The following is a 21,576-nucleotide window of genomic DNA, read 5'->3' as shown; positions in this document are numbered from 1 at the left end:
CTTGTATTACTTCCCTTTTTGCAGTATTTCTACTAAATCATAAAAAGGTTGCCAATTATCATCTTGGGTAATTTGTTCCCAAACTGACTCAATTACAGGTCTTAATAATGCTGTTTTTGGATTAGTTTCGGTTAAAGTTTTCCCAATTTTATCCATTTGTTCAAGATCAAAATGATTCAGGATTTTATGATAAAGCAAACACCAATTATCAAAAATTACTGATTGTCCCAACGGGGGGATAATTTCTGAACCATTCATTACTAAAGCTGGATCATCTCTCCATTTACTAGAAAAGGTAGCAGCTATATCAGCAAAGAATTGATGATAACCAACTTGACTATCATGTAAAAAGGTAATAGTTAACCGCAAAAATTCATCAGCTTCCTCTAATTGTAAATCTGCAAAACCCAATTTTTTCAACATCAAAGCCCGATATTCGGTTTGATAATATTCAGCAAATTTAGATAAACCAGTATCTAAATCATTTTTGGGAATTATCGCTTTTAACGGTTCTTGCAAAAGTTCTAAATTCAGTTTGCAAATCCCCGGTTGTTGACTGTAACAATAACGTCTATAATAATCGAAATATGCCGCTGTAAATTGCAAATCGTAGGTAGGAATAAAAGCATAGGGTCCATAATCAAAACTTTCCCCGGTAATTGACATATTATCAGTATTCAGCACTGCATGACAAAAACCCGCTGCCATCCATTGGGCTACTAACTCTGCGACCCGTTGCACTAATTCAGCGTAAAATAAAGCATATTTATCATCTTCAGCCTGTAAATGAGGGTAATATTGCTCAATGACATGATCTAAAAGCTTTTGAGTTAAATCAGGTCGTTGGAAATAGTTTAATCGCTCAAAAGTCCCAAATCGAATATGTGATTTACTCATACGTATCATCACAGAGGAACGAGTCGGTGAGGGTTCATCACCACGCCATAGTTGTAAACCTGTTTCAATCATACTTAAACAGCGAGAAGTACCCACACCTAAACGATGAAGTGCTTCAGCGGCAAGAACTTCTCGCACTCCCCCCTTCAGTGTTAACATACCGTCACCACCGCGAGAGTAGGGGGTTCTCCCAGAGCCTTTTGTGCCAAAATCGTATAATTCTCCGTCAATACCCCGTACTTGTCCATAAAGAAAGCCTCTACCGTCACCTAATTGCGGGTTATATTGTCCAAATTGATAACCGTGATAACGTAGTGCTAACAGGGGTTCTCTTTGTTCAAATTTACCAAAAGCGTTAATAAAATCTTCGTCTTTTACGGATTTGGGATCAAGTCCTAACCGGGGTAATAGTGCGTCATTACGCCAACGGAGAGTATGTTGGGGAAATTCCTCGGCTACAACTTGATCGTAATATTCATCACCAAGGGATTCTAAGGCTGGTTCATAGTTGAGGGTCAGCAAAGGATTGGTAGAATAGGTATGATTGGGAGTTTCATCCAGAGTCATTATAATTAGGCTTAATTGATATTTCTTTAATAATAGACAAAAAACGCCTACCATTGGCTGATAAACCCACCCTGAAATTCATTTCAGTGCCAATAAATAAAGTTTACTAGAGTAAACTGGGGATTTTTAGTCATCTTCAGATGACTTTTGCTATGAGACTGGGAATTCATTCTCCGGCTGGCTTCAAGAAATCCAGGCTTTAAGGATTACAATATTCACATAAACTAGGATCAGCAAATTCTTGATTATTAGGAAATAATTGTTGTTGGGTAAAATTGCATTTTTGACATTGAAAAATTACTGCTTTAATTAATGAAGTTGGTTGATGACAAAGTTCACAAGGCAGTCCAGGTATTTTTTGATTAATAATAAAACCAGGAGTATTACATCGCGGACATAAACTATTAATTTTATTAATTAAGTCTTGAGTAGTAAGGGCAATATTTTTCATCCTGGTAGGATTATACATTGCTCTCATATCTGTTTCTATATTAAATTTACAGCTTGTGTTTTTTATAGCAATTTCTACTGAATTGATCAAGTTTTCTTGGCTGGTAATACCTTTAATAAATTCTGTTTTTCCTGTGGATATATTATCAAATGAAATTATTAAACCATGTTCAGGAAAACCAACTTTTTTTCCAAATTCTTCAGCTTCTTCTAAACTAGAGATAGTTTGATGATTAAAATTAGTTTCTATGGAAAATACTTCACCAATAATTTCTAAATCATTTTCTTGATCCAAAAAAATAATTATTTCTCGATTAGCATAAATATAGGGAATTAGGGGATGAGGTGTAAAACTTCCTTCACTAGCTATCGCTATTTTTTGATCATACATTTCCAAGGCTTTTTTAGCTTTTAACCTAGCAGTAATAACTTGTGTATCTGGACGTTTAATTTCTCTAGTAAAAGTTCCAAAAACATCAGTATTTAACCCTTGAGGAACTATCAAATTAATTCCTAAATGTTCTTTCAATAAAGGAGAAATTACTTTTTCTTTATTGTGCATTGTCGCTAAAATAGCCAGGCGATTATTATAAATTGACATAATTTATTCTCCATAATTATCTGCAAATGACCGACTTCTTCAGGTATTATAAATCTGATCGCCAGTGGGGATTTGTCAAACTTGTGAAAATATGATCTTCCCATTTACCATTAATCATTAAATAATCTCTACCATATCCTTCGACTACAAAACCGAGTCTTTTAAGAACATTACCGCTGCGGCTATTATGTGGCATATAATTAGCCATAATGCGGTGTATATTTAATTCTTCAAAAACATAATTAATAGCAATAGAGAGCGCTTCTTTCATGTAACCATAACCTTGGGCTGATTCTGCTAAACTGTATCCTAACTGACAAAATTGAGCAGCATTATAAACAAAGTTGCTAAAATTAGCAGTTCCAATTACTTTTCTGGGCTGGTGCTTGCCATAAATAAATAGTTTTAATGAATAGTTGTTCACAAATTCCCAAAAACTGGTTTCTACTTGATATTCCCAATATTCTTCGGTAAAAAAATTTTCATCCCATTGAGGATAAAATGGCGTAAGATGTTCTTTATTTTCCGTAAAGTATTTAAGTATATAGGGAATATCTTCCATCACCGCCATTCTTAATAATAGGCGATCGCTTCTCAAAATTGGTGGCTCTGATGTCATATACTCAAATTTAAATTTAAATATTCTCAGGCGATTAGAAATCGCTACTACACAACCAAAGTACGCCTACGCGGACTAAGAAAATTCGGGTTTTGTCTGTATAACCGCGATTCATAATCGCTCAGACTGGTTAATTTCAACTAAAAAAAGGATCATTACAGTGGAAATACGCTACAATTGGCAACCGACAGAGATTTTAACAATATATAATACCCCATTTCTAGAGCTAATTTACCAAGCCGCTACAGTGCATCGTCAATATCATAAACCAGAACAAATACAAGTTTGTAAACTTATCTCTATTAAAACTGGTGCTTGCCCAGAAGATTGTGGTTACTGCGCTCAATCTTCCCGCTACAAAACCGAGGTAAAACCCGAAGCACTGCTACAAAAAGAAACAGTGATGAATATTGCGAAAACAGCCAAAGAAAGCGGTGTTAGTCGAGTTTGTATGGGCGCTGCTTGGAGACAAGTCCGGGATAATTCCCAATTTGAGGAAGTCCTGGATATGGTCAAGGACGTAACCAGCATGGGTTTAGAAGTATGCTGTACCTTGGGAATGCTGACAGAAAACCAAGCCAAGCGTTTAGAAGATGCGGGATTATATGCTTACAACCATAATCTTGACACTTCAGAGGAATACTACAGCACTGTAATTACTACCCGAACTTATAGCGATCGCTTAAATACAATTGCCAATGTTCGCCAAACTAATGTTACCGTATGTTCGGGCGGTATTCTCGGTTTAGGGGAAAATATTAGTGATCGAGTAGGAATGTTACATACTCTCTCCAGTTTACAACCTCACCCCGAATCTGTACCCATCAATATTCTTTCCCAAGTTCCCGGTACACCCTTAGAAAATCAACCCGATGTCCCAATTTGGGATGTAGTGCGGATGATTGCGACTGCTAGAATTATTATGCCTCAATCTGACGTGCGGTTAAGTGCGGGTAGAGCAAGACTTTCCCAAGTAGAACAGGCTTTATGCTTCATGGCTGGTGCAAATTCCATCTTTTCCAGCGATGATCATAAAATGTTGACTGTAACCACTCCCTGTCCCGATTATGACGCAGATCAAGAAATGTTGAATTTACTTGGTTTAGAAATGCGTCCCCCATTTCAAAAGCAGGAAAAAACACCAACTCCAGCGATGATATAACAAAAGTAGGTTGGGTTAAGCGACAGCGCCACCCAACCAATTGACCTAAATTATCTTCTATTTCATTTAGAAAAATTGATATAATCAAAAACAGCCATAAGTCACAGCAAATTTTTAAACATTACATAATATGGATACTGAACAACTGAAAATACAAATTGAAGAACAGAGAAATTTATTACACACCGATAGACTTGATGTATCTTTCGGGGAAATAATGCGTATGTATGAAGATAAAGAAATTGTTATTAAACCTGCATTTCAAAGATATTTTCGTTGGGATGAAGAACAGAGAACACGCTTTATTGAGTCTATACTTTTAGGTATTCCCATTCCTCCAATATTTGTAGCCGAAGATGGGGATGGAGTATGGGAATTAGTTGATGGTCTCCAAAGAATTTCTACTGTACTTTCATTTTTTGGAGTTTTAAAAAGTGAAGATGAAGGTATTAGAAATAAAAATAATTGGGAGTTGATGAAAGGTGAAAGAGTAGAATCTTTAGAAGGATTCACTTATGAAACAATACCAAATCAATTTCGACTAAACATAAAAAGATCAACTTGCAGAGTTGAAATTCTGAGATGGAATAGTAAATATGATATGCGCTTTGAACTTTTCAATAGATTGAATACAGGTGGTTCTCCTTTAACTACTCAGGAGATTCGGAATTGTATTTATAGAGATATTTCACCCAAGTTTAATGATTTTCTTAAAGAACTTGCAGCTAATCAAGATTTTCGGACATTAATCGCTTTAAGTCATGAGCAATATGAGCAATTATATGATGAAGAATTGGCTTTGAGATTTATTTCTCTTTACAACAATCTCAAAAAAGTCCGCACCAGTATTTCACAACACATGACTAAATTTATGAAAGATGCTTTAGAAAATGAAAGTTTTGATTATGACGGATACAAAAAAATATTTACTCAAGTATTTGCATTACTTAAACCTTTAGGAAGAAAGATTTTTCGTCAGGATGACGGCAATTTTGCCACTGCCCTTTATGATGTTATTACAATAGGTGTGGCAGAAAACTATGATGATTACAAATCTCAACCATCAGAAGTGATCTTAAATAAAATAGATAAAGAAGTACGTAAAGATACAATTTTAACCAAGTTGTCTAGAAGAGGAGGAAATAATCAAAAAGACAGAATTATCAATCGTCTGACAGAAGCAAAGAGAATATTTGGAAACATCAATAAATAATGACTAATCAGATTACTCTTTTAGAACAAAAAATAATGTCAGACATTGAGGAAAGAAGAGAATTAATGTCACGGTTAAGATTGCTCTATGTCAGATACGGATTTTCACAAAGAGATGAAGAATTATTTCTTTACCACTCAATCCCAATAATTTATTCTATTTGGGAAGGTTTTATTCAAACTGCTTTTAAAACATATGTTCAAGAGTTAAATAAATTAGAACTTAGTATTGATGATGTTTGCAATCCTATTCTCATCTATCAGATCGAATCTACATTTCCGCAATTTAAACAATATCCAGATGCAGATAAATTTCATAAAAAAGTGAATTTTTTCAATAAATTGGGAATGTTTTATAAAACTAATCACTTGGAAATTGATCCCAAGAAGTTCAATACAGAAAGCAATGTTCGTTTTGATGTATTAAATAGAATCTTAAGTGATTTTAATATAGAAAAGATTCCAGAATATCCAGAACCTGGATCTGGTTATTCCTTAGTAAAAGAACTCGATAAATTCCTGCTCGACAAAAGAAATACAATTGCTCATGGGCAAGAAGGCGCTATTCTTGTAACAAGAGAAGACTTAGAAAGAGCAATTAAAGTAGTTGATAAACTTATGGATTTAGTGTTTGAGAGAATTAAAACTGGGTTTATAGAAAAGTCCTATCTCAAATAGTAAATATCTGAAATTATGTATTATAATAAAAGTCTTAAAAGATACAAATAATAAATATTAATAATCTGAAATTTAAAAATGTTACTAAAAGCAATTACACAAATTAATATACTTTAAATATAGACTAAACCCACATAAAGTGGGTTTAATTAGCGTCTAATTTTTGGATTACAGTATCTTAGCGCTGCGTAGACCAAATAGCAAGCCAACAGCTACACCCATAAACACGCCTAAAAAGACAACATATTCAACTACAGCCATTTGTTTTTCTCCACATTAGTTACTTATTTCTATTCAATCATCAATAATTATGAAAGGGAACAGGGAATAGAAAAGAGGTGATCAAATTGGGGTAAAATACCCAGACGAGTGATTATATTAGGGTCAGGGAATGAGTTCTGTAATTAAATCTGTAATTAAAGTAGATATACCAGAAAAATCCTATGATATTACCATTGCACCCGGGAGTTTAAATCAACTAGGTGAACAAATGGCCGGTTTGAAACTAGGTAAGAAAGTATTGCTAGTTTCTAACCCGATCATATTTAAACATTATGGACCAAGAGCGATCGCATCTTTAGAAAATGCCGGTTTTCAAGTTGTTAGCTACAACCTACCCCCTGGAGAACGTTACAAAACCCTCAACTCCATTCAAAAACTCTACGATATCGCCCTGGAAAATCGCCTAGAACGCTCCTCAACCATGGTGGCCTTGGGGGGAGGTGTTATTGGTGATATGACAGGCTTTGCAGCCGCTACATGGCTGAGAGGAATCAACGTTGTGCAAGTCCCTACCAGTCTTCTGGCTATGGTAGATTCAGCTATTGGTGGAAAAACTGGTGTAAATCATCCCCACGGTAAAAATTTGATTGGTGCATTCCATCAACCTAGTTTAGTCTTAATTGACCCAGAAGTGTTAAAAACCCTCCCAGCTAGGGAATTTCGAGCAGGAATGGCAGAGGTGATCAAATATGGTATCATTTGGGATACCGAATTGTTTACTCAATTAGCAGCAAGCAAACACCTTGACCAACTCCGCTATGTAAAATCCGACCTGATAAACAGCATATTAACTCATTCCTGTCAAGCAAAGGCAGATGTGGTCAGCAAAGACGAAAAAGAATCTGGACTGAGGGCAATTTTGAATTATGGTCATACTATCGGTCATGCTGTGGAAAGCTTAACTGAGTATCGTCTGTTAAAACACGGTGAAGCTGTAGGTATTGGTATGGTAGCAGCGGGAGAAATTGCTGTCAAATTAGGACTTTGGCCACAAACAGACACAGAATGTCAAAAGGCCTTAATTAAAAAAGCAGGTTTACCCACCCAAATACCCACAGGTTTAGATGTTGAAGCAATTATTGATGCTTTACAGTTAGATAAAAAAGTTAAATCTGGTAAAGTCCGGTTTGTACTACCCACCCAAATTGGTGCAGTGAAAGTTACTGACGAAGTACCAACGGAAATAATTAGAGAAGTATTGTTAGGAAATAAGGGGTAATGGATAATGGGTAATGGGTAAATTTTTCCCAATTACCCTGTCACCTATTAAACTGGTATTAAACTGGTAAAGGAGCTAAACCGTCTAATTGACGAGCAGCATTGATACAAACTGGACAATCACAGCCAAATAACTTGATCGCCAGATCACTTTCGGCATCAGAAAATTCTAATTCTTTGGGGTTATTTGTTTGCGCTTGTGCTATTTGGACAGGTTCTTTGGCAACAGAGGGAGGAGTATTACTAACTTGTATACATACCTGTTTTGGAGTTGCAGAATGGGGAGACATGACACAAGATAGATGAGTACCAGTAGTATCAGATACCTGATTAGCATGAGCAGGTCTAGCCATCACCACCATAGATAGCATGGATGTGAACAAGACGGGGCTAGAAATCAAGGTTAAAATAAATCTTTTGTTCATGTACTTTTAAAAATCTTATAATTGAGGGAATAAACCAATTTATCTTTTCCGAGAACTTGGTTATTAATTACTATATCTTAGTTTTGACATTGAATCGCTAAGTTGATAGAATGAGAATAGATGTCTAAAAAATGGACTTAAATATAATAAATATTGTATTTAGCCACGTTTAAAAATATCACTCATCTAAGTTAGAAAATATCAGTATTTTGCCCGGAAAAGCTCAAATCTAAACAATCATTAATTTATTAATATTTAAGTAGTTATCCGTCAACACAATATGAGCATTATATCACTAGTTATAGTTTCTCATAGTCAACAATTAGCACTGGGAGTGCGGGAACTTGCTGTGCAAATGGTTGATGAAAGAGTTCCCATAGCTATTGCAGCAGGAATTGAAGATTCCGAGAATCCGCTGGGTACAGATGTGATGCAGGTATGTCAAGCTATCAATTCTGTCTTTTCAGATCATGGTGTTTTAGTATTGATGGATTTAGGTAGCGCAGTGATGAGTGCAGAAATGGCCTTAGAGTTTCTATCTCCAGAACAACGAGCCAAAGTATATTTATGTTCAGCACCTTTAGTAGAAGGAACTCTAGCGGCGGCTGTTTCGGCCGCTGCTGGTAACAATATTCAGGAAGTTATCGCTGAAGCCCAGGGAGCATTATCAGCGAAAGCTACAATGTTAGGTGTTCAGGATCATCTCAAGCCCCACACTTGTCCTTTAGTGCAGACAGGGAGTGTCAGTGACGAAAATTCTCAGGAAATGAGACTGACTATTAAGAACCGCTTAGGCTTACACGCCCGTCCAGCAGCGCAATTTGTAGCGACTGCATCCCGCTATAAATCCCAAATTCAGGTACAAAATTTAACAAGGGGTACAGCAGCGGTTCGCAGTGATAGTATTAACCAAGTTGCTACTTTAGGGGCGCGTCAAGGCCATGAATTATTAATTACCGCTACTGGTACAGATGCTCAAGCAGCATTAACAGCATTAAAAGCATTAATTGTCAATAATTTTGGAGAAGATGATAGTGTTGTTAAAATGCGAATAGTGACACCCAAGGAAGTTACAGCAGTGACAGAAGGTGAACTACTGGGAATTGCTGCTTCACCAGGAATAGCGATCGCTCCGGTAGTTCACTACGGGTCTGTACCCATTCATATTACGCAATATAATGTAGAGAACGTAGAAATAGAGTGGCATAGATTACAAGCATCTATACAAGTAGCTAAACAAGAAGTTCAAGCGTTATTATCTCATGCTTATTTGCTTGGTGATGCGGAAGCAGCGATTTTTGATGCCCATCTCCTATTTTTAGAAGATCCTGTACTATTAGAATCGGTACGTAAACAGATTTTCGAGAAACATATTAATGCAGAAGCAGCTTGGCAAGCGGTAGTGGATGAAGTAGCAAATTCTTATGATCAACTTGAGGATACTTACTTGCAAGAACGGGTGGCTGATCTAGTAGATATAGGGAAGCGTGTGTTGCGAATCTTACTTGGTAATGCTCCTGCTAACTTGGAAATAACCACACCATCTATAGTTCTGGCTACAGATTTAACTCCCTCCGATACTGCTAGATTAGATCCTACTCAAGTTATAGGTATTTGTACAACTTTAGGTAGTGCGACTTCCCACAGTGCTATTATTGCGCGGACTTTGGGAATTCCCACGGTTTTGGGTGTAGACGCAAAAATATTAAAGGTGGAAAATGGGACTCTAATGGCACTGGACGGGGAAAGTGGTAAAGCTTGGATTAACCCAGCAGCAGGGATTTTAGGCATTTTAGAAGCGAAACGTCAAGCTTGGCAAACCGCCCAGGAGGAAGCGCGAAAACAGGCGCGAAAACCAGCTATTACCCTGGACGGGCGGCGGATTACAGTCTTAGCTAATATAAGTAGTATTGCTGATGCTAAATTAGCAATTGTCAACGGAGCAGAAGGTGTAGGACTACTAAGAACTGAATTTTTATACTTCAATGGTGATAGTTTACCCGGAGAAGAGGAGCAATTAACAGTATATCAGTCTATTTCCAAAATTCTGGAAAATCGCCCTTTAATTATACGCACCCTTGACGTGGGTGGAGATAAACCACTGGCTTATATGAATACGGGAATGACAGAAGCGAATCCTTTTTTAGGAGTGCGCGGTATTCGCTTCTGTTTGGAAAATCCTCAGTTATTTAAAACTCACTTAAGGGCAATTTTACGCGCTAGTGCTGGGAATAATCTCAAAATTATGTTGCCGATGATTACCAGTCTAGCAGAAGTTAGGGCAGCCAAGGTAATTTTAGCCCAAGTACAGGGAGAATTGCGTCAAGAAGAAATTCCCTTTGATGAAAATATGCAACTGGGAATTATGATTGAGACACCCGCAGCCGTAGCGATTGCTGATCAGTTAGCTAAGGAAGTACAATTTTTTAGTATTGGGACTAATGATTTGAGTCAGTATGTCATGGCCTGTGATCGGAATAATCCCAGAGTAGCAAATTTAGCCGATGCTTTACAACCTGCGGTATTACGCATGATTCAGCAAACCGTACAAGCTGCCCATGCAGCAAATATTTGGGTAGGATTATGTGGAGAAGTGGCCGCAGAGACTTTAATTACACCAATTTTATTAGGTTTGGGTTTAGATGAGTTGAGTGTCAATCCCCAATCAGTAGCAACACTGAAACAAGAGATTACTAAGCTAACTATGACACAAGCACAAGCCATGGCCTTGGTTGCATTAAAACAAGATTCTGCAACCAGTGTCAGAGTTAGCCTCAGTTAGCCTCAGAATTAAATGTCTAGCTTTGCTAGAATTTATATAGCAGTCCTGAATTATGCGTTATGTTGCTATAAAATATTCCTCTGTCCTCTTGGTGTATAACTACCATGACCACCACCTCCGAAAATCCCTTTTCTCCCCAAGAAATTGCCTCAGAAGGCATAAAACCAGAAGAATATACAGAAATCGTCCGTCGTTTAGGTCGTCACCCTAACAAAGCCGAACTGGGTATGTTCGGGGTCATGTGGTCTGAACATTGCTGTTATAAAAATTCCCGTCCCTTACTCAAACAGTTTCCCACCACAGGACCGCGTATTCTCGTTGGACCTGGTGAAAATGCCGGAGTCGTTGATATTGGCGATGGACTACAATTAGCGTTTAAAATAGAATCCCATAACCACCCTTCCGCTGTTGAACCATTTCAAGGTGCTGCTACTGGAGTAGGTGGGATACTAAGAGATATATTTACAATGGGGGCGCGTCCTATTGCTTTATTAAATTCTTTGCGCTTTGGTGACTTGAATGACCCGAAAACTCAAAGATTGTTTACAGGCGTAGTTGCGGGCATAAGTCATTATGGTAACTGTGTTGGTGTTCCCACAGTGGGTGGTGAAGTGTATTTTGACCCCGCTTACTCTGGAAATCCCCTAGTTAACGTCATGGCTCTGGGTTTGATGGAAACGTCGGAAATTGTCAAATCAGGGGCTTCAGGACTGGGAAATCCGGTGCTGTATGTGGGTTCAACCACCGGACGGGACGGTATGGGCGGGGCAAGTTTTGCTAGTGCGGAATTAACCGAGGAGTCCATGGATAATCGTCCTGCGGTGCAAGTGGGAGATCCATTTTTAGAAAAATCCTTAATTGAAGCTTGTTTAGAAGCATTTAAAACCGGGGCTGTAGTAGCAGCGCAGGATATGGGTGCTGCGGGTATCACTTGTTCAACTTCGGAAATGGCCGCTAAAGGTGGTGTCGGTATTGAATTTGATTTAGATAAAATTCCGGTGCGGGAGTCAGGAATGATACCCTATGAATATCTGCTGTCGGAATCTCAAGAAAGAATGTTATTTGTCGCCGAAAAAGGACGAGAACAGGAATTAATCGCTATTTTCCACCGTTGGGGACTACAAGCGGTAGTTGCAGGTACAGTAATTGCTGAACCCATTGTCAGGATTTGGTTTGAGGGAAAAATTGCCGCCGAAATCCCCGCAGATGCTTTAGCGGAAAATACACCTTTATATGAAAGAGAATTATTGACAGAAGCACCAGAGTATGCTTACAAGGCTTGGCAATGGACAAAAGATAATTTACCCGCTTGTGATGTGACAGGAATTGAAATTGGCAGAAATTGGCAAAGTTGGAATCATATTTTATTGACTTTGTTAGATACTCCTACTATTGCTTCTAAAAGCTGGGTTTATCGCCAATATGATCATCAAGTTCAAAATAACACAGTATTATTACCAGGAGGGGCTGATGCTGCTGTAGTTCGTCTTCGTCCCTTAGTAGAAATTCAAAATCCGAAATCTGAAATCCAAAATCGCAACCTTGCTGTTGCGGCTACGGTAGACTGTAATTCTCGCTATGTCTATCTTGATCCTTATGAAGGAGCTAAGGCAGTAGTAGCAGAAGCTGCCCGGAATCTTAGCTGTGTGGGTGCTGAACCCCTGGCTGTGACGGATAACCTCAATTTTGGTAGTCCAGAAAACCCCATTGGTTATTGGCAATTAGCGTCCGCTTGTGAAGGCTTGAGTGAAGGTTGTCGGGAGTTGGGAACGCCAGTAACTGGAGGGAATGTGTCCCTATATAATGAAACTTTTGACGCGGAGGGTAATCCTCAACCAATTTACCCGACTCCGGTTGTGGGTATGGTGGGTTTAATTGAAGACTTGACTAAAATTTGCGGACAAGCTTGGCAAAATCCAGGTGATATAATTTATCTGCTTGGTTTACCTATTCAATCCAAAATCCAAAATCTAAAATCTAAAATCGAATTAGGCGCTTCTGAATATTTGGCCACGATTCATCATACAATTGCAGGTAGGCCGCCTAGAGTTGATTTTGAGTTAGAACGGTGTGTACAAAAGGCTTGTCGTCATGGTATTCGCGCCCTTTGGGTAAAATCCGCCCATGATACCGCTGAGGGTGGTTTGGCTGTTGCAATAGCGGAATCTTGTCTTTCTGGGAATTTGGGGGCGGAAATTAATTTCCCAATCACGACAAATCATGATTTACGATTTGATGAAGTCCTATTCGGTGAAGGTGGGTCCAGAATTTTAGTTTCTGTCAGTGACGAAAATCAAGAAATTTGGGAATCTTATTTACAGGAGCATTTGGGGGAATATTGGCAAAAACTCGGTAAAGTAGTTAATTCTGGCAATTTGCAAATTTTAACCGCAGATAACCATAAGTTAGTCCAGGTTAGTATTGAAGATATGCGCGATCGCTATTATGGGGCAATCTCTAAACGTCTGGGAGTTCAGAATAACACCTAGACCAGGGCAAAAATCAAGGTTTGAACATAAAAATTTACAATTCATACTTGATCCTTCACCAATTTAAGGTACTGTTTTAATGGATGGTTAACGATTTGTTAAGAAGCAAAAGGTAATGGGTAATAGTTCTTAATTTTCCCCCTCTCCCCCGCGCTCTTGTGAGTAATTTCCAATCCCCAGTGACTCGACACCCCACCAGGAGTAATACCAGCATGATTCTCGCTAATTCCGTAATTGCGGATGAATACCTCAATAACTCAATCAACAGTCATGAAAATACTAGTGACAAGCCCGAAGAAGCTTGTGGTATTTTTGGCATTTATGCCCCAGAACAAGATGTTGCTAAATTAACATATTTTGGACTATACGCTCTCCAGCATCGGGGTCAAGAATCTGCTGGTATTGCTACATTTGAGGGTTCGCGCGTTCACCAACACAAGGATATGGGACTGGTATCTCAAGTCTTCAATGAGACTATTCTAGAGCAATTACCCGGAAATCTGGCAGTCGGTCATACCCGTTATTCTACTACTGGTTCTAGTCGTAAAGTTAACGCCCAACCGGCTGTGGTGGAAACTCGTTTGGGTTTATTAGCCTTAGCACATAACGGGAATCTAGTCAATACCGTCCAATTGCGTTCCGAACTGGTCAAAGATAAGTTTAACTTAGTCACGACAACGGACTCAGAAATGATTGCTTATGCGATCGCTCAAGAAGTTAATGCTGGTGCAGATTGGGTAATAGCGGCCATGAGTGCCTTCCATCGTTGTCAAGGCGCATTTAGCCTAACTATTGCTACACCCGTAGGTGTGATGGGAGTCCGTGATCCTAACGGGATTCGTCCCTTAGTAATTGGTACTTTAGATAGTAACCCCGTCCGTTACGTTCTCGCTTCCGAAACTTGCGGTTTAGATATTATCGGTGCGGAATATCTGCGTGATGTCGCCCCTGGAGAATTAGTATGGATTACCGAAACTGGCTTAGAATCATTTCAGTGGCATCAACAGTCAGAACGTAAACTTTGTATCTTTGAAATGATTTATTTTGCCCGTCCTGATAGCCTCATGCACAATGAAACTTTATACAGTTATCGAATGCGATTAGGACGGAAAATGGCAGCAGAATCCCCCGTAGAAGCCGATTTAGTATTTGGTGTCCCTGATTCTGGTATACCTGCGGCCATTGGCTTTTCCCAAGCTTCCGGTATAGCCTATGGTGAGGGACTGATTAAAAATCGCTACGTCGGCCGCACCTTTATTCAGCCTACCCAAGCCATGCGAGAATCAGGTATCCGCATGAAACTTAACCCCCTCAAAGATGTGTTATTCGGTAAGCGAGTAGTAATTATTGATGATTCCATTGTTAGGGGAACTACTAGCCGCAAACTAGTCCAGGCTTTACGTGATGCTGGCGCGGCGGAAGTTCACATGAGAATTTCCTCTCCTCCTGTCACACACCCTTGTTTTTATGGTATTGATACTGATACTCAAGATCAATTAATTGCTGCCACAAAATCAGTAGCGGAAATAGCCAAACAATTACAAGTTGATAGTCTGGCTTATTTGAGTTGGGAAGGAATGTTAGAAACCACCAGAGAAGATACTAATAGTTTTTGTTCTGCTTGTTTTACTGGTAATTATCCCGTTGCTATTCCTGAACAAGTAAAGCGTTCTAAATTGATTTTGGAAAAGGTTGTAGTTTAGAAAATTGGGTTTGAAACTGTAACTTAAATTCTAGCCAGTGTGGTGCGGGCATCTTGCCCGCCAATGGTGTACCTTACTCAAGCCGAACGTGCTGTAATTGATAATTAACAAGTCAATGCGATAAAAAAATCAAACGGAGAGGGGGAGATTCGAACTCCCGGAAGCTCTCACTTCACCTGATTTCAAGTCAGGCGCAATCGACCACTCTGCCACCTCTCCAGATTATTTGCCAGAATTGTTGAAAATCAAAACTGACAAATAGAATCATAACATATAATTACAGAATTGGCAGCGATCAAACCAAAGAATTATAAAAAATTTCCTCAGCCGCCACCTGGTAGTCCTTACCCACCCAAACGAGAGCAACTTTTGTCACCATACCCCCATCTAAAAAGACCAGGGAGAAATTCCGTAATTTTACGCCGTTTTCCTGGACAATTCTGGGGACATTAGCAGCATTTAAGTAAATAGTCCCTTCTGGGCTTTTAAATACAGCTTTCCTTTCTAGTTTCTTAGTATGGCGCAAAGTCCGGTGCATATGACCAAAAGCAACTAAAGAAACTGTTTTGTTCATGTTGAGAGTTTGAGAAATGGCCGCCGCTAAATCAGGATCACCAAAATCACCGCCAATGGGATGCCAATCTTTGCCACAAGGGTCCTCAGCGCGATCGCCTAAACCACTAGGTCCATTGTGTCCTAGAAAAATAATATGATCGCAAGTAGCAGTTTTTGCAGCTTTGACAATTTTATCTGCGGAATCCTCTAAACTAGAGACACCATAACGTTCTTGACACATTTCTGCAAATCGCCATTCAGGTCCGCCCCAGGTAAAAGGACGACCACCCACCACAGTTAAATTCCACTGAGGAAAATCTAACTTACCATAACCGACTTGAGCAGATCCTAATAAATCTAGTTGTTCCTGCACCCAGTCTTCCTTGGTGCGGTCATAAGGACATTTTTTGCGTCCCCACTCGGTGGCCGAGTACCATGCGTCATGGTTGCCCATTACCGCTGCTTTGGGAATATCTAGGGAAGCGATCGTTTTTACCACTTCTACTGATTCATTCCCGAAATCGCCGACAAACAGCACTAAGTCCACACCAAGATGTTTAAGTGCCATACCATCTTCCACGTCCCATTGGTCGTGAATATCCCCAACTACAGCAATTTTCACAGGTTTTGATTGAGTTTTCTGACTGGTCATGCCACTTTAAAAAGCCGTATATCTCCAGGATAGGAAACTCCAAGGAATTTGGGCATAAATTGCTAATATCAATCATCCCCTATTTTTGGTAAAAACTACTATAATTTAATCCACAAGGTCATCTCATTCTCTAAAACAGCAGTTTTTAATTGTGTTTACAACTACACTTACTCAACCGAAATCAGATAATCTACCATTAGATTTATTTACTGCCATTGAGGATCTCAAAACAGAACTGAATGCGGTAATATTAGCCCACTACTACCAAGACCCTGATATTCAAGACATTGCCGACTTTATTGGTGACTCCTTGCAATTAGCCAAAGCTGCGGCAAATACTAAAGCAGATGTAATTGTTTTTACTGGTGTTCACTTCATGGCGGAAACCGCCAAAATCCTCAACCCGGATAAATTGGTACTATTACCAGATATCAATGCAGGTTGTTCTTTAGCAGATAGTTGTCCTCCTCAAGAGTTTGCAGCTTTCAAAGCCGCACACCCTGACCATTTAGTTATTTCCTATATTAACTGCTCGGCTGAAATCAAAGCCATGAGCGATATTATCTGCACCAGTGCCAACGCTGTGAAAATTGTCCAGCAAATACCCCCTCAACAGCCAATTATTTTTGCCCCAGATCGGAACTTAGGACGGTATGTAATCGAACAAACCGGACGGGAAATGCTCCTATGGCAAGGTAGTTGTATTGTTCATGAAACTTTTTCGGAAAAGAAAATAGTGGAGTTGAAAATTACACATCCTCAAGCGGAAGCGATCGCTCACCCCGAATGTGAAACCAGCGTCTTACGTCACGCCAGCTTTATTGGCTCTACAGCTGCCTTACTCAATTATTGTCAAACCAGCCCTAGCCAGGAATTTATCGTGGCTACAGAGCCAGGAATCATTCACCAGATGCAAAAACTAGCACCTGAGAAAAACTTCATTCCCGCACCTCCACAGAATGATTGTAACTGTAACGAATGTCCATTTATGCGGTTAAATACCTTAGAAAAACTGTATTTAGCCATGAAAAATCGCACACCAGAAATTACCATGTCAGAAGAAATCCGCCTAGCTGCGTTGCGACCCATGCGACGGATGTTAGAAATGAGTAAATAGTGGAAATTTCAGAAATCAGAAATCTGAAATCTGAACCTGCTCACAATTCACTTTTCTCAGCTTTTTTCTGGGCAACCTGACTAAACTTCTTGTATAATTTAGTTCTAATTTGTGCTTCTTGATAGCGGCTGTGGCTAGGTGAAACCTGACTCATTAAATCAGAAGCCCGTTGCCAAGTAGCAGCCAACTCCAACCACTGAGTTGAGGTGATAGCTGTTCTACTAGCAACACTAGCCCGGTTAGCCAGTCGTACAGAAGCGGCAAATGGATCATCAAATGGTGTCGAAAGACTTTGGCTAGACGATCTTTGATTTGCTGTTTGCGAAGATTGAGAACCTATGAATATTAACAAACTTTTTAGTGTATTACCTAAGCGAAAATCCAACCAAGCCAGTAAAATTAGTGAACATAAACCAGAAACAGCTATTACCCCAGTGTTGACTGAAATTTTCCCTTGATCCCGATTCTTGAGTAAAGATTGCGGTTGAGCTAAAATAGGTTTTCTGGATTTGGCATCAGTTTCCCTTAAATCTCGAATTAGCCGCTTCCAGAAATTTGGTTGGGACAATATAACTTCCTGTGACCATAGAAATTGATGATCGGCATCATCGTGAATTTCCTTTAACCATAGTAATTGTTCTTCTCGTACAATTCGACTATTGATATAGACTCGACGAATGTGACGCGGTGCAATTGACTCCAAAATTTGTTGGATTTTTGGAACCAAGGTACATTGCTCAAGTTGCTCCACCGTAGCCGCTTCACACAAAATTTGCAACACACCAGCCGCGAAAATCGCCCTAGTTCTCACACCAGATATAATTAGCCTTTCATTCAAGACTTGAATAATCGCTGCAACGCTTCCTTGGTGAGCTTGCCAAGCGATATCATTTATCCGATCTACCATTTGATATTTAGTGATAGTTCTCACACCCTGACCTGTGAAATAACATAACCCAAGTTGCTAGTTATGTAAATTTAGGCTGGTGATTGGTAATTGGTAGAAATTCTTACCTCTTGCCCTTGCCCCTTGCCTTTTTTCTCAACCAGCAACTTACGTTAATATACATTTAATTTGCATAGATCAATTATATGGAAGTCTTGTAGAATACGCATCTTCACCACTCTAATTCCCCAATGAACCTGAATTGTTAATTTGGGCAACCCTATATTCTGTTTGCTCAAGTGCGAATTGCCACACTTGATATCCGGCTGGAGATAAATGCAATCCGTCTGTACTTAATTCAGGAAGCAAGTTGCCATCAACATCCGTAAACAAATGGTGAATATTCAGATAATTAACTCCTTGCTGTTTGGCAATTACAGCTAGTTGGGCGTTAATGTAACGAATCCGACTGTTAGCAATTTTCCCAGATCGCACAGGTAAAATAGATTGCATAATAATCTGACTTGTGGGATGACTCTGACGTAAACTGTGGATAATTCGCTGGGAATTGAGCAAAATTGACTTGTTACTAGCACCCTTACGTAAATCGTTAATCCCAATCATTAAGTAAATCACATCTGGTCTGGTTGTGGAAAATGCCGACAATCTTTGAAAAACACCCTGGGAAGTATCTCCAGATATGCCCTGATTTAGCCATAATTTACCCACAGGCAGGTTTTCTTTCGGAAACCACAAACTCAAAGAATCACCTACCAAGATACTCAAACGATTTGTACCTTGACCTTGACTAATGGCCTTAGCTTCCATGGTTAATAAGCTTTTCCAGTCTTGATAAGTTGGTTTAGATGTTTTGTCTAACTGCCAGGATGATTCTAAATTGTCATCATTATCCGTGCGCGTATAAATTTGACCAATTCTCAGTGAGGCTAGTCTTTGCTGGTAAAGTTTACGACCAGAGATATGTGGCTTTGTTTTACTTTTTTGGCTATTAAAGTTGAATGATGATTTAACTGGATTTAATAACCTATATTGTCTAAATTTTGACGACTTTTTATGAGGCGAAAAAGTTTGTTTGCTAAATTCTGGTAATGATGTATTAATCCCGGAGATACTTTTTCCACCTGCTGAAGAAGGTTCAGTTTGACTGCTAAATTCAGGTACAGCAATTTCCCGGAGGGAGATTTTTCTGCTGTTGTCAGACTGGAAACCCGGCGCTAAATCCAACAAAGATGGAGAATTTTTCCCAGGATTAGGTATCTGTGGAAGCACTGGTGTTGGTATTACTAATCCTGTTAATAAGCTTGCGGCCAAGAGATAAGATCCACTCATAGTTGTTTTCTTCCTTGTAGGTATTCACTACTTTTTCTTATGACGGCCTTAGTTAGGTGAATTCAGGAAGATTTCGAGCATTGTACTATTTGACGATATTTAGCGTTATTCAGCAATGTCATGGACTTAGATTAACCTGGCTATCAGCTATACCCCAATGTCAGCATTAAAAAATACCCAGTTTTTAGAGTCGGGAGTCTGAAATCTTGACTACATAATCTTTCCTGCCTTTTGTCTGTTCATCTTTCACCATTGTTTTCACATGAATTTTAGTCAAAACCACAATCTCATACTTTTGATAGATGACAATTATGAGTTGTTTGTGCTGTTTATTTTTAATAAAAATTAATAAATTATTTTTTATGTATAAATACATATCAATAAAAATTTCTAAGAAAAGCTAAAAGGTGTAATTTACAAGGGTTACATGACATATAAATTATATATATTTATATATAATTTATACTTTATTTATTTTAAGTAAAAATATTTAACTTTTTTGTGTTATGCAAAAAACATAGTTTTGTATGGCAAAATAAGTAAATCGTGGAAATGCTTGCTATAGAATGGTTATACCCGTCGTCAAAAAGTTATATTTGCAGAATTACCGGGTCTGCTTGCCACTTATAGTCTGGATTAGATATATGAACATCTATCAAAACAAAAGCATATCAGTTCTAGAGGTGTAGAATAACTGCGCGAAAAGTGCTAGGATGTATGCGAAGTTATTAATGTTTCCTTTTATTCCGTGGCTAGAGCTAGTACAGCAATCGGTGTTAGTCCCATCATTAAGGAGATTGTGCAAAAACAGGCACATTCAACTCGCTTAACCTTGAAAGAGGTTATTCTTATGGGAATGTTGGCAATTGATAAGTTAGACGCCCAACAGCGTCAAGAGTTAGCAGATCAAGTTCATCAAATGCAGGTTAATGGTGAAATCTAAAACTGCTGGTCAGAGTCTATAATTCCAAGTCTCAAGCCTCCAGTTCATAATCTAGAATTAATGGCAAGAGTAGCAGTACAATAAACCACGTCTCTACTCTTGACCGGAATAATAGCAAACTCCCATTAAGTAATTCTCATTTACAGGATATTTGATTCAAATGGGGTACAAACCGGAATAATCAAACTCCTGTGGTGCGGGCATCTTGCCCGCTAAATATGTATCTCATCTTCTCGAAAACTGCTGTATTTGAAAACCTAACCAGCGGTATTGCTAATCTTTAGCAATCACCTCCGCTGTGTTTAAAAAAGTGAAGATATCTAGTTTTAGATATTCTTCATCTGTCACAAATTTAATCAAGCTTAAACATTTTCCGGTGTTATGCTAGAAAATATTAAAAAAAATAACTTAAAAAAATAACTTAAAAAAATAACTTAAAAAATAACTTAAAAAATAACTTAAAAAAATAAAAATTCAAAATAATGCCATTACCGCAGCCGGAGAACCAGAACCTCCTCTTAATCTAAGAATACCAATGATTAAGGTAATATCTTGAGGTGGTAACTGATCTAAATTCGTAAGATTTTCCAGGACAATTAGCGATCGCTCTAACAGCAAACGATTTATAGTAAAACTGGTATCCTGCCCAGAGTCTACACCGTGAGTATCAATACCGACTCCAGCTATTTTTCTATGTTTAATTAAAAACTCAGTTGCCTGATAGCTAAAACCGGGAAAGTGCATTTTTCCGGCTGTGTCCTGTCCAAAGAACGCCTGGTGATTTAACCCACATTCCGCACCCTGAACTGTCACAGATCAAAAAAGCAGAGATAGTAGTACATAATAACTAACGATCAATTAAAGAGAAATAAGCTTAATGAGAATACATATCATTAAAAGGGGGGTGGTGTGAGAAAGTAAAGTTTCCTAAGGAGTCCGAATTCAAGATGATTAAAAAATTTATTATTCAGAAAGCAAGAAATGAGAG

At 38.7% G+C, this 21,576-nt stretch carries 18 protein-coding genes and 1 tRNA gene; 9 read left to right on the top strand and 10 right to left on the bottom strand.

Annotated elements, in window-relative coordinates:
• Window positions 1–6: 6 nt before the first annotated feature.
• The 3 genes from H6F39_RS02785 to H6F39_RS02775 all read right to left on the bottom strand — a co-directional run bounded on the left by H6F39_RS02785 (window position 7) and on the right by H6F39_RS02775 (window position 3,134).
• Window positions 7–1,464 (bottom strand): YdiU family protein, encoded by a 1,458-nt coding sequence (locus H6F39_RS02785; protein WP_190371181.1) that lies wholly within the window; start codon window positions 1,462–1,464, stop codon window positions 7–9.
• Window positions 1,465–1,663: 199 nt separating this feature from the next.
• Entirely contained in the window at window positions 1,664–2,515 is an 852-nt protein-coding gene (locus tag H6F39_RS02780) for a DUF6671 family protein (RefSeq protein ID WP_137906761.1), read from the bottom strand.
• Window positions 2,516–2,561: 46 nt separating this feature from the next.
• Window positions 2,562–3,134, bottom strand: coding sequence for a GNAT family N-acetyltransferase (locus tag H6F39_RS02775; protein ID WP_137906760.1), 573 nt, complete (start codon window positions 3,132–3,134; stop codon window positions 2,562–2,564).
• A 160-nt stretch (window positions 3,135–3,294) separates the two neighbouring features.
• Between H6F39_RS02775 and bioB the strand changes: the two genes are divergently transcribed.
• From bioB to H6F39_RS02760, 3 genes are all read left to right on the top strand, one after another.
• On the top strand, window positions 3,295–4,296 hold the full coding sequence (gene bioB, locus H6F39_RS02770) for a biotin synthase BioB (RefSeq protein ID WP_190396176.1): 1,002 nt from the start codon (window positions 3,295–3,297) through the stop codon (window positions 4,294–4,296).
• 130 nt (window positions 4,297–4,426) lie between these two features.
• On the top strand, window positions 4,427–5,509 hold the full coding sequence (locus H6F39_RS02765) for a DUF262 domain-containing protein (RefSeq protein ID WP_137906758.1): 1,083 nt from the start codon (window positions 4,427–4,429) through the stop codon (window positions 5,507–5,509).
• Window positions 5,509–6,186, top strand: coding sequence for an MAE_28990/MAE_18760 family HEPN-like nuclease (locus H6F39_RS02760; RefSeq protein WP_190396175.1), 678 nt, complete (start codon window positions 5,509–5,511; stop codon window positions 6,184–6,186). Before H6F39_RS02765 ends, H6F39_RS02760 begins: the two co-directional genes overlap by 1 nt.
• A 168-nt stretch (window positions 6,187–6,354) precedes the next feature.
• On the opposite strand, the gene petL is transcribed toward H6F39_RS02760, so the two are convergent.
• Window positions 6,355–6,447 (bottom strand): cytochrome b6-f complex subunit PetL, encoded by a 93-nt coding sequence (gene petL, locus H6F39_RS02755; protein ID WP_168359855.1) that lies wholly within the window; start codon window positions 6,445–6,447, stop codon window positions 6,355–6,357.
• A gap of 142 nt (window positions 6,448–6,589) precedes the next feature.
• Between petL and aroB the strand changes: the two genes are divergently transcribed.
• Window positions 6,590–7,687, top strand: coding sequence for a 3-dehydroquinate synthase (gene aroB / locus H6F39_RS02750; protein WP_137906785.1), 1,098 nt, complete (start codon window positions 6,590–6,592; stop codon window positions 7,685–7,687).
• Window positions 7,688–7,745: 58 nt separating this feature from the next.
• Here the strand turns inward: aroB and H6F39_RS02745 are convergent, their stop codons facing one another.
• The gene (locus H6F39_RS02745; RefSeq protein ID WP_137906755.1) at window positions 7,746–8,111 is read right to left on the bottom strand and encodes a hypothetical protein; all 366 of its coding nucleotides are present in this window, start codon (window positions 8,109–8,111) and stop codon (window positions 7,746–7,748) included.
• Between the two features lie 280 nt (window positions 8,112–8,391).
• On the opposite strand from H6F39_RS02745, the gene ptsP reads away from it, so the two are divergent.
• From ptsP to purF, 3 genes are all read left to right on the top strand, one after another.
• Window positions 8,392–10,893, top strand: a complete 2,502-nt coding sequence (gene ptsP, locus H6F39_RS02740) for a phosphoenolpyruvate--protein phosphotransferase (protein ID WP_199290840.1) — start codon at window positions 8,392–8,394, stop codon at window positions 10,891–10,893.
• Window positions 10,894–10,997: 104 nt separating this feature from the next.
• Window positions 10,998–13,382: a phosphoribosylformylglycinamidine synthase subunit PurL gene (gene purL / locus H6F39_RS02735; RefSeq protein ID WP_190396174.1), complete on the top strand. Its 2,385-nt coding sequence runs from the start codon at window positions 10,998–11,000 to the stop codon at window positions 13,380–13,382.
• Window positions 13,383–13,594: 212 nt separating this feature from the next.
• Window positions 13,595–15,085 (top strand): amidophosphoribosyltransferase, encoded by a 1,491-nt coding sequence (purF, locus tag H6F39_RS02730; RefSeq protein WP_137906752.1) that lies wholly within the window; start codon window positions 13,595–13,597, stop codon window positions 15,083–15,085.
• 134 nt (window positions 15,086–15,219) lie between these two features.
• Here purF and H6F39_RS02725 read toward each other — a convergent pair.
• Window positions 15,220–15,304, bottom strand: a tRNA-Ser gene (locus H6F39_RS02725).
• A gap of 76 nt (window positions 15,305–15,380) precedes the next feature.
• Window positions 15,381–16,292 (bottom strand): TIGR04168 family protein, encoded by a 912-nt coding sequence (locus H6F39_RS02720; RefSeq protein WP_190396173.1) that lies wholly within the window; start codon window positions 16,290–16,292, stop codon window positions 15,381–15,383.
• Between the two features lie 151 nt (window positions 16,293–16,443).
• Here H6F39_RS02720 and nadA point away from each other — a divergent pair, with 151 nt between their 5' ends.
• Window positions 16,444–17,409 (top strand): quinolinate synthase NadA, encoded by a 966-nt coding sequence (nadA, locus tag H6F39_RS02715; protein ID WP_190396172.1) that lies wholly within the window; start codon window positions 16,444–16,446, stop codon window positions 17,407–17,409.
• Between the two features lie 40 nt (window positions 17,410–17,449).
• Here the strand turns inward: nadA and H6F39_RS02710 are convergent, their stop codons facing one another.
• Complete coding sequence (locus tag H6F39_RS02710; protein ID WP_190371199.1) at window positions 17,450–18,316, bottom strand: hypothetical protein; 867 nt, start codon at window positions 18,314–18,316, stop codon at window positions 17,450–17,452.
• 219 nt (window positions 18,317–18,535) lie between these two features.
• The gene (locus H6F39_RS02705; RefSeq protein ID WP_137906749.1) at window positions 18,536–19,645 is read right to left on the bottom strand and encodes an SGNH/GDSL hydrolase family protein; all 1,110 of its coding nucleotides are present in this window, start codon (window positions 19,643–19,645) and stop codon (window positions 18,536–18,538) included.
• 748 nt (window positions 19,646–20,393) lie between these two features.
• Here H6F39_RS02705 and H6F39_RS02700 point away from each other — a divergent pair.
• Window positions 20,394–20,588 (top strand): hypothetical protein, encoded by a 195-nt coding sequence (locus H6F39_RS02700; RefSeq protein WP_028083365.1) that lies wholly within the window; start codon window positions 20,394–20,396, stop codon window positions 20,586–20,588.
• A 474-nt stretch (window positions 20,589–21,062) separates the two neighbouring features.
• On the opposite strand, the gene H6F39_RS02695 is transcribed toward H6F39_RS02700, so the two are convergent.
• The gene (locus H6F39_RS02695) at window positions 21,063–21,401 is read right to left on the bottom strand and encodes a cyclase family protein (protein ID WP_370539358.1); all 339 of its coding nucleotides are present in this window, start codon (window positions 21,399–21,401) and stop codon (window positions 21,063–21,065) included.
• Between the last annotated feature and the right edge of the window lie 175 nt (window positions 21,402–21,576).

Origin of the sequence: Dolichospermum sp. FACHB-1250 (assembly GCF_014696335.1) — a bacterium.
In the GTDB taxonomy this organism is placed as follows: domain Bacteria; phylum Cyanobacteriota; class Cyanobacteriia; order Cyanobacteriales; family Nostocaceae; genus Dolichospermum; species Dolichospermum planctonicum.
This window is presented reverse-complemented; position numbering and strand designations above follow the sequence as displayed.